Source organism: Chitinophaga pinensis, from assembly GCF_007896845.1.
Classification (GTDB): Bacteria; Bacteroidota; Bacteroidia; order Chitinophagales; family Chitinophagaceae; genus Chitinophaga; species Chitinophaga pinensis_C.
On record NZ_VOHS01000019.1, the window covers coordinates 108,686 to 121,156 of the forward strand.

Here is a 12,471-nt window from a genome sequence, read left to right on the forward strand (position 1 = left end):
GTGCACTGAATGATCAGGGTTTGTACTGCCCGAACGACATTTTTTGAGGAAACCTTATGATATTATTTTAACAGTTGGAAATTAGTAACGAAAGTGTATATAATGGGGCCAAAACACCCCCTTCAGGTGTGTAAGAAAGACCAATTCAGGCTATTTAAGACGATTTTTGATCCCATCGCTTATTCGTCGCAGATTCGTCAGAGATTCGCCGCTTGTTCGTCCACTGTTTGCCGGAGGGGTAGGAGAGAGTAAAAAGGATTATTACGGAATGTGAAAATAATACAGGAGCACAGGATTTCGATAAAAAAAGGAATGACGGATAATGGACTGCACATTCTCAGTCGCCCGTCATTCCTAATATACGATTTTCGCAGATGAAAAATCGATAATATTACCTCTCAACTTATCGTGTCGAAGACTTTGGGATATCAGAAGCTCTTCTCGTATTTCCGTTGATAGCGGATTGTTTTTTCCTTCACGTGTCTGTGAATATTGTGCCCATGGAAATCGTAACTAAGGGTCACGAAAAAGAGTTTTGCGTCGAGGTTCTGGTAAGGGTAGGTACTACCGCCGCTGTTGCCGGTTTCTTTATATTCCTTGTTAAAGAAATTATTAGGGTAGTACTGTACTTTCAGTCCGAAGCCCGGATGCATTCTGACGCCCGCAAAGAGGGACGGCATCAGCAGAGGGGTGCGGTCGCTGAACCATTCATTGAATTTCTCTTTTTATCACCGTTGATAAATTTCTTTTCCTTGTAATTGAATGCCAGATCATAGGCACCGCCGGCAAAGAAGAAAAAGCCTTTTTTCAGATCGCCGATCTTTATACCCAGTGGCACACCGAGTGTATACACACGACGTTTCAGCTTAACAGAGTCTTTATCATCTTTGGTGATCAGACCGATGTTTTTCAGATTGAGTCCTGTGAAGAAACCCACATTACGTCCGAAGTCATAGTTGTAGTTATGTCCGATGTTGAAAAAGAAGGTAAAACGGGGCACACTGCGTACGTGGTTTCCGGATTCCCGGATGTCACGTCCGAATGATAACAAAGGGCCGTCTCCACCCCATGTGGTATAGCTACGTTTTGATGTTCCATACGTACGGGTGATGGTCACTTCTTCGATAACTTTCCGGGTGGTGTCTGTATTGTCCTGTGAAAATGCGGGCAGCTGCAGCATGGAAAGCAGCAGCAGTGGAATAAAGTAAAGCTTACGCGTCATAGTAATCAGTCTGTTTAAATCGGGTTAATTATAGAACAAAGACGACCGGACACGGCAAAGGTTTCAAAAAAACAGACTTTTTTTAGAAATCTCTGTGTGTGGCCACCCAATCGGTGATATAGGCCGCGATATCTTCGGTACGGGTACCGGGTGGAAATAGCTTTCCGACACCTAATTCGTTGAGCCGGGACATATCCGTTTCCGGTATGATGCCGCCGCCGGTGAGCAATACATCATCCATCCCTTTCTCTTTCATAAGGGTCATAATACGTGGAAAAACCGTCATGTGTGCGCCGGAGAGGATGCTTACGCCGATGGCGTCAACATCTTCCTGAAGGGCTGCGCTGACTACCATTTCAGGCGTCTGACGCAAACCGGTATAAATCACTTCCATACCGGCGTCTCTCAGGGCTGCCGCGATCACTTTCGCTCCGCGGTCATGGCCGTCGAGACCAACCTTGGCCACCAGCACGCGCACAGGACGTTGCAGGGGGTTGACCATAATTGATTTGTTAAGTTTGTAAATATAGGTTTTTTGGACTGTCTGCCGCCGTATCATTGCATACCTTACTAACTGCAGGGGTCTGTGGACTTTTTACTACCTTTGCCGTCCGAAATATATTAAACCTTATGAGTGAAGAAAGGACCCTCAATTTTCTGGAACAGATCATAGAAGAGGACATTGCCAACGGCGTCAATGACGGCAGGGTGCTTACACGCTTCCCGCCGGAACCAAATGGCTATCTGCACATTGGTCACGCTAAATCCATCTGCCTCAACTTCGGCATCGCCCAGAAGTACAACGGTAAAACCAACCTCCGCTTTGACGATACCAATCCCGTTACGGAGGATACTGAATATGTGGATTCCATTAAGGCCGACATACAATGGCTGGGCTTCCAATGGGCGCAGGAACTGTATGCTTCAGATTATTTCGAACAGATATACAATTTCGCAGTAAAACTGATCAATAAAGGACTGGCTTACGTAGATGACTCTACCGCTGAAGAGATCGCGGCTTCCAAAGGTACGCCAACCGAACCCGGTAAAGGCACTACCTACCGTAACCGCAGTGTAGAGGAGAACCTTGACCTCTTTGCCCGTATGCGTGCAGGAGAATTCAAGGACGGTGAAAAGGTATTACGTGCTAAAGGAGACCTCGCTTCTCCAAACATGCACATGCGTGACCCTATCATCTACCGTATCAAGCATGCACATCACCACCGTACCGGTGACAGCTGGTGTATCTATCCGATGTATGACTTTGCGCACGGGCAGAGCGACAGCATCGAGACGATCACCCACTCTATCTGTACGCTGGAATTTATTCCGCACCGCCCCTTGTACAACTGGTTCATTGAGCAGCTGGAAATATTCCCGTCCCGTCAGTATGAGTTTGCCCGTCTGAACCTTACCTATACGGTAATGAGCAAACGTAAGCTCCTGCAACTGGTGAACGAGAAACACGTCAGTGGTTGGGATGACCCACGTATGCCGACTATCAGTGGTCTGCGCCGTCGTGGTTATACGCCTGCCAGCATCCGCGCTTTCTGTGAACGCATTGGTATCCAGAAACGTGATAACATGATTGATGTGAGTCTGCTGGAGTTCTGTATCCGTGAGGAACTGAACAAAACGGCGAACCGCGTATTCGCAGTACTGGATCCGGTTAAACTGGTGATCACCAACTATCCTGAAGGTCAGGTAGAAGAGATGACAGCTGAAAATAATCCGGAAGATCCAAACTCCGGTACACGTATCCTGCCTTTCAGCAATACGTTGTATATCGAGCGTGAAGACTTCATGGAAGAGCCTCCGAAGAAATTCTTCCGTCTGGGACCGGGTCTGGCTGTAAGATTGAAAAATGCCTACATCATTAAAGGCGAAAGCTTTGAAAAAGATGCTGAAGGCAACATCACGACTATCTACGCCACCTACCTGCCGGAAAGCAAGAGTGGTGGTGATACCAGTGGTCTGACCGTAAAAGGAACTATTCACTGGGTAAGCGCGGCGCATGCAGCTACTGCGGAAGTAAGACTGTATGACCGTCTGTTTAAAGTGGAAGATCCGGGTAATGAAGAAGGTGATTTCAAATCTTATATCAACCCTGACTCTTTGCAGGTGATTTCGAAGGCTTATATCGAGCCCAGTCTGTTGAATGCTAAACCGGGCGAACGCTTCCAGTTCCTGCGCAAAGGCTATTTTGCTGCGGATGCTGACAGTACGCCTGATAAAGTGGTGTTCAACCGCACTGTGACATTGAAAGATGCGTGGGCGAAAGAGGCAAAGAAAGGATAATCCGGTTTTATCAGATAAAAGAAAAAGGAGAGGTATGTACCTCTCCTTTTTCTTTTATGAATGCTATCAAAAGTAATTTTAAGCATTGATCGCATCCAGTCCTCTCATGATCCTTGCGATCGTTTCATGCTTACCGAGGGTTTCTGCGATATTGAATACCGGCGGACCGAACTTGCCACCACACAGCATGATACGGAATGGCAGCTGTAATTCTCCCGGTTTGATATTCATAGAACCAGCCAGTGTTTTAAAACTTTCTTCCAGTGAGGTAGCTGAGAAATCAGCCAATCCATCAACGATAGAAGCCCAGTCACGGAAGAACTGTGTCTTGTCTGCGTTCCATTTAGGTTTCACGGCAGCAACGTCGAATGTTTCAGGTGTCTGGAAGAAGAAGAAGGCGTGATCCCAGATATCATTGACGAAATCGCAACGTTCTTTTACGAGACCAGCGATGGTCGCTACATATTCGGGAGAGGCGTTGACATTCTTTTCTTTCAGTACCGGCATGAACAGGTCTGCCAGACGGTTATTGTCAGCATGCAGGAGGTATTGATGGTTGAACCATTTTGCCTTTTCGAAATCGAATTTAGCACCTGCTTTGTGTACACGCTCCAGTGAGAAGCGGGCGATCAGTTCATCCATTGAAAATATCTCCTGACCAGTACCGTCGTTCCATCCCAGCATAGCCAGCATATTCACGAATGCTTCCGGCAGGAAACCTTTTTCACGGAAGCCGGTTGTCATTTCACCGGTCTTAGGATCAGCCCAGTTCATCGCATATACCGGGAAGCCGAGGCGGTCGCCATCACGTTTACTCAGTTTACCGTTACCATCAGGCTTCAGGATCAGCGGCAGGTGTGCCCAATTGGGCATCTGTGCTTCCCAGCCAAGGTATTTCCACAGCAACAGGTGTACAGGTGCAGAAGGCAACCATTCTTCACCACGGAAAGCGTGCGTGATCTTCATGAGATAATCGTCTACTACCACAGCGAGGTGATAAGTAGGCATACCATCTGCTTTCAGCAGTACTTTATCATCAACAGTGCTGGTATTGAATTGTACATGACCGCGGATCATGTCGGTAAAACCAACTTCTTCTCCCTGCGGCATTTTAATACGGATTACATGCGGCGTTCCTTTTTCGAGGAGTGCAGCTGTTTCTTCTGCTGACAGGCTGATAGAATTGCGCATCTGTTGACGGGCTGCAGCGTTATACTGCGGAGAAGGATTCTGTTCCGTCTTCAGTCTGGTACGCATTTCTTCCAGTTCTTCAGGAGTATCAAACGCATAGTAAGCGTGACCAGCTGCTACCAGCTGTTCTGCATACTGGCGATATTGTGCTTTACGTTCACTCTGGCGGTAAGGCGCATAAGGGCCACCTACGTGCGGACCTTCATCTGCATTCAGACCACACCAGCGCAGACATTCTATGATATATTCTTCCGCGCCCGGCACATAGCGGGTCTGGTCGGTATCTTCTATACGAAGCACAAATTCACCATTGTGCTGCTTTGCAAATAAATAGTTGAACAAAACCGTGCGTACACCTCCGAGGTGCAGGCCACCTGTTGGACTGGGCGCAAAGCGGACCCTTACTTTCTGATGTTGCATGCCGCAAAGGTAAAGAAAGATTTAGCTACCTTTATTTTTCAATCGCGACATCCATGTTTTATCTTACGAAAACACCCGGGCTGCTGAAAGCACTGTATAAAAACTGCACCTGGAACTTTTCCCCGGCCAGGCCATCTGTATACCTCACGTTTGACGACGGCCCACATCCTGTGGCGACTCCTTTTGTGCTGGAACAACTCCGTAAATACGAGGCAAAAGCGACCTTCTTCTGTATAGGGAAAAACGTTATTGAGCATCCGGATATCTACCAGCAGATACTGAAGGAAGGGCATCATATCGGCAATCATACCCATAACCATCTGAACGGCTGGAAAACCGGTACTGATAAATACATGGAGAACATTCTTGAGGCCCGTAAATACATCAATTCACCGTTATTCCGCCCGCCTTATGGCAGAATTACGCCTTTTCAGGTAAAGCATCTGAAAAAGCTGATTCCCAATGCACAGGTGATCATGTGGGATGTGTTAAGCGCTGATTTTGATACGGAAAGGAGTGGAGAAGCGTGTGTGCAGAATGTCGTGTTTAAGGCGAAACCGGGGTCTATTATTGTATTTCACGACAGTACAAAGGCCTGGGACCGATTGGAGTATGCCTTACCGAGGGTACTGGAATACTTCCGCAAAGAGAAGTTGAATATGGAAGCTATTCCTTATTAAAATACAAAAGCCCGGGTTCATCGCCCGGGCTTTTTCATGAATTATTATTGCTATTATTTAGGCAATTTAATGCTTTTCACTTTATCACCCAGATCGATAGAGGCAGAATCATCACACACACCATTACCGTAGTTTACATTCGCAGTGATACTACCTACAGTCACCAGTGCTTTACCTTTGCTGAACCATGGGCATTCGATCTTTCTTTCCAGTGCATCGGCTTCACCAACGGTGATAGCGGCAGTTGTACCATTTGCATAGATCAGGGAATCAGTACCGAAGATGCTGAACACATCATCAGTCACATCAGCCAGGGTCGCTAAACCGTCAGTCTGTTTGATAGTAGTATTGCTCTTGTAGTTTACTGTCACAGTATCCAGTCTCAGTACGCCATCATTGATAACAGAGCTGTATTTATACTCACTGTTAGAGCTCAGGTTGGTGATCACTTTTGTACCCTGTACAGCGATACCGTTTACTGTATAGCTCAGTGGTTTAATTGTGATAGTAGCGTTTGGATAGAAGAAGAAGTTAGAATAAGTTACCTGAATATTTCCTGCACGCACGCGGCCGGTTGCATCAGCACACTGAGCGCCGAATTTGATCAGCATTACTTTAGGCCACTGACCAGCGCTTACGTCGTCGATTTCGGCGATTGCGCAGCTACCCAGTTTGGCAGTCAGGTCAATATTTGCCTTACGGCCAGCCTGGTTCATACCAGCTTTAGCACCTACTTCCAGCGCAATACCGAAGAGGTCATCATATATTCCGCTAACGATCGCCTGATCGGCAGCAGCATTAATTGTGAGATTATCAGCCTGGTTCGCATTCGGACTAGCTGATTCAGTTGATTTTGAGCAGGCAAAAAAGCAGGTTACCACCAATACCAGGATGATCACTCCTGCGAAGATACGGTTAAAGCAAAAATAGCTTTTCATAGAATAAGTATAGTTTTAAATGAGGTCTTTCGGCTGTACTTTTGTACAGCACTTACTGAAATATAAATATTATACAAATGTAATATTTTTAGTAATTGAATAAAAAAATATAATATTTTATAGATGAATTGGATAGATACACACGCCCATTTATATGGGGAGGATTTTTCGGAAGACAGGACAGCGGTGGTAGAGCGTGCGCTGGCTGCGGGCGTGTCCCACTTATACCTGCCGAACATTGATAGTAGTTCCATTGACGGTATGCTGGCGCTGGAAACGGAGTTTCCCGGTAAGTGTTTTGCCATGATGGGAGTACACCCCTGTTATGTGAATGAAAACGTGGATCAGGAGCTGGGAGCTGTAACAGACTGGTTAGCAAAGCGTCCGTTCAAAGCCATCGGAGAGATCGGACTGGACTTCTACTGGGATAAGACACATGTTGAACAGCAATATAAGGCCTTCCGTACACAGCTGGAGCTGGCACGCGAGTATAGTCTGCCGGTAGCCATTCACAGCCGGGAGAGCACCCGGGAATGTATTGATGAGGTAAAAGCTTTACAGGATGGTCGCCTTTCCGGTGTGTTCCATTGTTTCTCCGGTACTCTGGAAGAGGCGAAAGAGATCATTGATCTTGGTTTCTATCTGGGTATAGGAGGGGTAGTGACATTCAAGAAATCGGGTCTGGATAAGATACTGGAAGATATAGACCTCGCAAATGTAGTACTGGAGACGGATGCGCCTTACCTCGCCCCGGTACCCTACCGTGGTAAAAGGAATGAGAGTGCATACATTCCACTGATCGGTGAAAAGATTGCAGATGTAAAAAATCTAAAAATAGCCGATGTAGCTGCTATTACGACAAACAACGCGCTCAAATTATTCAAAATGCTTTAACCTTTTAGGCGGTACATTTGCAGGCAATTTGGAACAGCAGCATCAATGAGTAAAATCCTGATTATTTATACAGGGGGCACCGTTGGGATGATCTACGACGAGAAAACCAAAGCCTTGCGTCCTATCGGTTTTAACGAGATACGTAACAATCTTCCGGAACTATACCGTATGGGGATTGATTTCTACGTGTACGCTTTCAATCCGCCAATAGATTCTTCCGACATGCAGCCCGAAATATGGGTGGAACTGGCGTCTATTATCGAAGACCGCTATGACCGGTATGACGGATTTGTCATCCTTCACGGTTCTGATACCATGTCATTTACCGCTTCAGCACTCAGCTTCATGCTGGAAAATCTCTCTAAACCTGTCATCTTAACCGGTTCGCAGTTGCCCATCGGCAAGATCCGTACAGATGCCAAAGAGAACATTATCACCGCTATGGAGATCGCCGCTACCCGTCATAACGGACAGGTGGTTGTGCCGGAAGTATGTATCTATTTCGACTTTGCGCTCTTCCGTGGTAACAGGTCCAAGAAATATAACGCGGAGAAATTCGAGGCGTTCTATTCCATGAACTATCCACCGCTGGCTGAAGCAGGCATCGACATCAAATACAAAACACAGTTTGTATTACCGTCTCCTGATAAGCCGCTCAAAGTACATAAACACCTCGATGATAATGTCACTGTCCTGAAAATGTTCCCGGGCATCACCCGTAAAGCAGTAGAGGCTATTCTAAACGTTAGTGGCCTTCGCGGAGTGATTATGGAGACTTTCGGTAGTGGTAATACCAATACACAGCCATGGTTTATAGAGTGCCTGAAAAAGGCAATAGACAAAGGTGTCATCATCGTGGATATCACGCAATGTGATGGTGGATCGGTAGAACTGGGTAAATATGAAACCAGTCAGCCGTTGCAGCAGATAGGCGTAATCAGTGGTCATGATATGACGTTTGAAGCGGCGATCACGAAACTGATGTTTGTACTGGGACAGGACCTCGATCCGGCTTCTACCAAAGCGATGATTGAGACCTCATTAAGAGGGGAGTTGACGGCTAATACCAACGACTGGGAAGCGATTTAAATTTTATTTTGGTAATCTGAGGGAAATGGCTATCTTTGCCACCCTGAAAATAAAAATTCAACCTACCCGGAGAAGTGCAGGAGTGGTTGAACTGGCACGCCTGGAAAGTGTGTAAACTCGAAAGGGTTTCAAGGGTTCGAATCCCTTCTTCTCCGCAAGCTGAAAGCCTTCAAGTCGAAAGACTTGAAGGCTTTTTTGATTTTAACTAATCAAATCCTTGTCAAGGATTTGATTAGTTAAAAATTCAAATTGATTCAGTCATAAATGCTGGTGACATTTGTTGGATTTGACTTCGGGATATTCCAATTTCTTTTGCTTCCTGCTCCCAATTACTAACAGCATTCGTCACCTCTGCTAAAATATTCTTCATTTCCGTTTGCCCTAGCTGAAAATAATCTCCTACTTGAAAAGCAAGTTTATAGTTCAATGCATTATCATATAAATCTACATTCAATGCAAGTCCGTTTTTATCTATTGATGGGTTTAAGTCGTAAGCGGGAGACAGCCGCCAGCCAGCTTGTGTTAAAATAAATCCATGATTACGCAGATGGTCATCTGTATTAGACACACTCATATTAAAAACAATTCTTCGCCAAAGCTGATGAAGATCATCTACCGGAGCGGCCCCCTGATGTTGGATAAACTCCGCAATTTCAAGGTAGCTGGGAGTTTTATCACGAAGTAGCTCTTCTGTATATCCCAACATTGTCATTGCCGAAGTAAAATGAATCCGATCAAGACCTTCCCTATCAAATCGTTTAGTGAAGAATGTCTGGAATGCGCCATAAATGTGCTCTACTTTGCAATCAGACATTTTTATACCGGATTTTACAGCTAAACGATACGTAAGATATTCCCAGGCTGCCTTATCAGTTGTATCATTCTTTGCCGGGAATTTGGCAATCCAGAGTTGTCCTTTTTCATCAAGTATGTTGGCTTTGGGTCTCGCACCGCCTAATGAGGAACCTGGAGCAATTAATAGTTCAAGCCATTCATTACCTATTTCTTCGTCAGCCTCAAATTTTTCTGCACTTTGCTGTAGCTCACGAATATGCGCCCACGGTGGAATAGGCTTTTCATTATCATCGTTCAAAAAAGGACCATCAGGATGAAGTTTGAAACGCAATGCTCCCATCCTTGTGAAGTCACTAACCTGAAGAAGATAATCCAAATCAGTTAAACGCGGAGGACGCTCATTTTTTTCTCTTGCGAGTATTGCCGCTTTTCGCTGCATTAATCTTCTTCCCCATGTGTCAGGCATAGAGTCTATAAACACACCGAAGTTCTCCTTTTCTGTGGGATATTGTGTGCCTACATACCATCCTATGTCAGGGTCTAATAGTAACTGTTCAGAAGACTCTAGCCAATCCCTATTGTATTCAAAACTGAATAATTGGCCAGTCTTGCCTAAATTTGCGGAAAGTATACCGATTGGCTTGGTATGAGCCATGCCCTTCCAATGAGCATATACCCAAATATCAGTTTTGGCCATTAGGGTTAATCTTTATTTTGTAATCTCAAATCCTGTAATTTTCTTCCAACAGGATCTTCTTCAAGCAATTTTGATACTTCGCTCTGAAGGCCCAGTACTCTCAATACATTAATAAAAGCGCCAATAGAAACAGATGGGCTACCTTGTTCTATTGCTCTTAATGTTCCTCTATCAATTGCAGCACGTTCTGCCACTTGGATAGCAGTTAATTTGCGACGTTTTCTTGCAAGGAACATTCTATTACCTAACTCTTCTAATAGAATTTGTTGCTTTGGAAAAAGAATATGCTTTTTGGACTTCATTTTGATGCATATTTTCAGCAAAAATACAATTATTGATGATAATATTCCCAAAATTATAATATTACTCTTGTATTAAATTGGTTGACAATCACGTATTATAGGCGAATATTTTCCCCAATATTTCATCGTTTGGTGAAAATATTCATCACATAAATAGTTTAATTCAATACAAGAACCGTATATAACGGCTTTCGCCATCGTCCATATCAAATGCTCACTAATGACCGATACTTCTACAGGGTTACTGAGTAAATCCGGCAGGCTCAAATTTGTAAACTTATTTTAATAAAGCGTCACTCAATACTAAAAAGTAATAATACAATAGCGTATTACACAATTGTCAATAATTAGTTTTGAAATGAATGTCTTTGGTGAAAACTTGACTTCAGATAAATCTACCACCATCAAGAATCACTTTTTGCCGGCCTTCTTTCTTCTAATATCTCAGCATAAAAGTCAAGCGCTTCTTTCACCGTCTCAAAAATCGTCCTCCTATTGGCGTATCATTATACGAAACATAAAACTTACCAATTGTATCCGGCACCTCCTCGCTATACATCGTCGGTATAATATGAATGCCCCATTCCCATGTTTCGTTCATGTCTTTGTCAAGACTGAATCTTAACCAGTAGTGACTGGTATACGGATAATAATTTGCGAAAGCCGGGTGTTTTTGGGCTTCATGCAATAGCTCAACATATCTTCCTTCCCATTCGGGCAATTTCCAAAACAGGGTATCATTGAAGCACCTATTCTTCACTTTTGTCCACGCGCTGTTAATGTCCTCATTGGGATTGCTGTACTCAAAATCTGTATACAGGTCAAGTTCAGAAAACTCTTTTTGATAGCTGTAATATCGATTTGTTTGTCTACCCAAAGATCTATTACAGTTGCTATACGATCAAGGTCTGTAAATAGACCTCTCGCAAAACAGTGCTCATAATTTTGCTTGTCTGTCTTTTCAACGAGTACAATGGAAAAACTTGTTTCTGCCGGCCCAAAATCCACACTGAAACTTTTGCCCGGGTTCTTGTAAAAAGCATATTGATCCGGGAAGGTACCATCAATGGTGGATGCCAGCTGAACAGAAGAGTTCAGGCTATGCAGCCTTTTTGTATTTCATTTGATAGATGCACGGTGTGTTGTTTAAAAAGGCAGGAGGATTATACGCCCGCAATACAATCCGTCAGGAACTGTTTATATTTTACAAGCTGACTTATCACGAGTGACTTATCAATAACAGTGTCCCCGGCTCCCAACCATATGTCTCTTTCGACAATAGCTGCAGTCATATATTTTCCATTACCAACCTCGCGGGTCTCCGTATTTCAGCGACGCCGGTACTTCCAGCTTTGGCAAGTAACATTTCATTCCAGCGATTTCTTATAACTGCTCTCAAATTCTTCCTCTGTATCAATTTCTTCCGGATCCGTTGCTATTTTAAAACACAGCTTTCCTTGTTCAATTTGCAGATAAACCGGGAAGCCGTCCCAATATTCCCAATTTAAACAGGCATTCCAAAACCATCTCCTCCCGGTGGATTAACATAATCCCAACGCAGTAGTCCTATTTCTTCTTCTAAAAATTGATAAAAACCAATCCAGCAGGCGTCATTCCATTTATCGACAGGGAGGGTTTCGAAGGCTTTGTGACTGGCATCCAAATATAACAGGCGCTCTACAAGTCTACGAAAATATTATTGCGGATACTGTCATGACTACTTAGAAAGTTTATAAAATCTTTTCTGGTAAAAGTGGCAAAACCTTTCGCACGAATCGAATCTAAAATCATCTTAGATTCACTCCCTGTCTTTATATAAGACAAACAAGTTGCATATTATTTTCACTACAATAATTTTCGGCTATTGCTTTATGTTTCAGCTGGTTGGAATGCTCGCCGGAAAAAACTTTATCTTCAATTATAATCAGGTAATTCCCCTCCGTAG

11 protein-coding genes and 1 tRNA gene are annotated in these 12,471 nt (G+C 44.2%); 5 read left to right on the forward strand and 7 right to left on the reverse strand.

Annotated elements, in window-relative coordinates; genetic code table 11:
* Positions 1 to 428: 428 nt before the first annotated feature.
* From FEF09_RS18730 to FEF09_RS18740, 3 genes are all read right to left on the reverse strand, one after another.
* Positions 429 to 680, reverse strand: coding sequence for a hypothetical protein (locus FEF09_RS18730; protein WP_146306529.1), 252 nt, complete (start codon positions 678 to 680; stop codon positions 429 to 431).
* Complete coding sequence (locus tag FEF09_RS18735) at positions 680 to 1,222, reverse strand: outer membrane beta-barrel protein (RefSeq protein ID WP_146306530.1); 543 nt, start codon at positions 1,220 to 1,222, stop codon at positions 680 to 682. Before FEF09_RS18735 ends, FEF09_RS18730 begins: the two co-directional genes overlap by 1 nt.
* A gap of 82 nt (positions 1,223 to 1,304) precedes the next feature.
* Positions 1,305 to 1,724 carry a cobalamin B12-binding domain-containing protein gene (locus tag FEF09_RS18740; RefSeq protein WP_012787917.1) on the reverse strand — a complete coding sequence of 140 codons (420 nt, stop codon included), beginning with the start codon at positions 1,722 to 1,724 and terminating at the stop codon, positions 1,305 to 1,307.
* A gap of 128 nt (positions 1,725 to 1,852) precedes the next feature.
* Here FEF09_RS18740 and FEF09_RS18745 point away from each other — a divergent pair, with 128 nt between their 5' ends.
* On the forward strand, positions 1,853 to 3,520 hold the full coding sequence (locus FEF09_RS18745; RefSeq protein WP_146306531.1) for a glutamine--tRNA ligase/YqeY domain fusion protein: 1,668 nt from the start codon (positions 1,853 to 1,855) through the stop codon (positions 3,518 to 3,520).
* A 78-nt stretch (positions 3,521 to 3,598) separates the two neighbouring features.
* On the opposite strand, the gene gltX is transcribed toward FEF09_RS18745, so the two are convergent.
* Positions 3,599 to 5,131, reverse strand: coding sequence for a glutamate--tRNA ligase (gene gltX, locus FEF09_RS18750; RefSeq protein ID WP_146306532.1), 1,533 nt, complete (start codon positions 5,129 to 5,131; stop codon positions 3,599 to 3,601).
* Positions 5,132 to 5,184: 53 nt separating this feature from the next.
* On the opposite strand from gltX, the gene FEF09_RS18755 reads away from it, so the two are divergent.
* Positions 5,185 to 5,811, forward strand: coding sequence for a polysaccharide deacetylase family protein (locus tag FEF09_RS18755; RefSeq protein ID WP_146306533.1), 627 nt, complete (start codon positions 5,185 to 5,187; stop codon positions 5,809 to 5,811).
* Positions 5,812 to 5,864: 53 nt separating this feature from the next.
* Here FEF09_RS18755 and FEF09_RS18760 read toward each other — a convergent pair whose 3' ends face one another.
* Positions 5,865 to 6,749, reverse strand: coding sequence for a hypothetical protein (locus FEF09_RS18760; RefSeq protein WP_146306534.1), 885 nt, complete (start codon positions 6,747 to 6,749; stop codon positions 5,865 to 5,867).
* A gap of 123 nt (positions 6,750 to 6,872) precedes the next feature.
* On the opposite strand from FEF09_RS18760, the gene FEF09_RS18765 reads away from it, so the two are divergent.
* The 3 genes from FEF09_RS18765 (at position 6,873) to FEF09_RS18775 (ending at position 8,887) form a co-directional block, all read left to right on the forward strand.
* A complete protein-coding gene (locus FEF09_RS18765; protein ID WP_146306535.1) occupies positions 6,873 to 7,643 on the forward strand; it encodes a TatD family hydrolase in 771 nt (256 codons plus the stop codon).
* A 45-nt stretch (positions 7,644 to 7,688) separates the two neighbouring features.
* Positions 7,689 to 8,732, forward strand: a complete 1,044-nt coding sequence (locus FEF09_RS18770; protein WP_146306536.1) for an asparaginase — start codon at positions 7,689 to 7,691, stop codon at positions 8,730 to 8,732.
* Positions 8,733 to 8,800: 68 nt separating this feature from the next.
* A tRNA-Ser gene (locus FEF09_RS18775) sits at positions 8,801 to 8,887 on the forward strand.
* Positions 8,888 to 8,976: 89 nt separating this feature from the next.
* Here the strand turns inward: FEF09_RS18775 and FEF09_RS18780 are convergent.
* Together FEF09_RS18780 and FEF09_RS18785 are read right to left on the reverse strand one after the other, a co-directional pair.
* Positions 8,977 to 10,224, reverse strand: coding sequence for a type II toxin-antitoxin system HipA family toxin (locus tag FEF09_RS18780; protein WP_146306537.1), 1,248 nt, complete (start codon positions 10,222 to 10,224; stop codon positions 8,977 to 8,979).
* A gap of 5 nt (positions 10,225 to 10,229) precedes the next feature.
* Positions 10,230 to 10,526 carry a helix-turn-helix domain-containing protein gene (locus FEF09_RS18785; protein WP_146306538.1) on the reverse strand — a complete coding sequence of 99 codons (297 nt, stop codon included), beginning with the start codon at positions 10,524 to 10,526 and terminating at the stop codon, positions 10,230 to 10,232.
* Positions 10,527 to 12,471: the final 1,945 nt, after the last annotated feature.

Excerpts from the sequence above, each read along its gene's own strand:
- FEF09_RS18730 (WP_146306529.1), bottom strand. The coding sequence starts at position 680 with ATGCCGTCCCTCTTTGCGGGCGTCAGAATGCATCCGGGCTTCGGACTG.
- FEF09_RS18735 (WP_146306530.1), bottom strand. The coding sequence starts at position 1,222 with ATGACGCGTAAGCTTTACTTTATTCCACTGCTGCTGCTTTCCATGCTG.
- FEF09_RS18740 (WP_012787917.1), bottom strand. The coding sequence starts at position 1,724 with ATGGTCAACCCCCTGCAACGTCCTGTGCGCGTGCTGGTGGCCAAGGTT.
- FEF09_RS18745 (WP_146306531.1), top strand. The coding sequence starts at position 1,853 with ATGAGTGAAGAAAGGACCCTCAATTTTCTGGAACAGATCATAGAAGAG.
- gltX (WP_146306532.1), bottom strand. The coding sequence starts at position 5,131 with ATGCAACATCAGAAAGTAAGGGTCCGCTTTGCGCCCAGTCCAACAGGT.
- FEF09_RS18755 (WP_146306533.1), top strand. The coding sequence starts at position 5,185 with ATGTTTTATCTTACGAAAACACCCGGGCTGCTGAAAGCACTGTATAAA.
- FEF09_RS18760 (WP_146306534.1), bottom strand. The coding sequence starts at position 6,749 with ATGAAAAGCTATTTTTGCTTTAACCGTATCTTCGCAGGAGTGATCATC.
- FEF09_RS18765 (WP_146306535.1), top strand. The coding sequence starts at position 6,873 with ATGAATTGGATAGATACACACGCCCATTTATATGGGGAGGATTTTTCG.
- FEF09_RS18770 (WP_146306536.1), top strand. The coding sequence starts at position 7,689 with ATGAGTAAAATCCTGATTATTTATACAGGGGGCACCGTTGGGATGATC.
- FEF09_RS18780 (WP_146306537.1), bottom strand. The coding sequence starts at position 10,224 with ATGGCCAAAACTGATATTTGGGTATATGCTCATTGGAAGGGCATGGCT.
- FEF09_RS18785 (WP_146306538.1), bottom strand. The coding sequence starts at position 10,526 with ATGAAGTCCAAAAAGCATATTCTTTTTCCAAAGCAACAAATTCTATTA.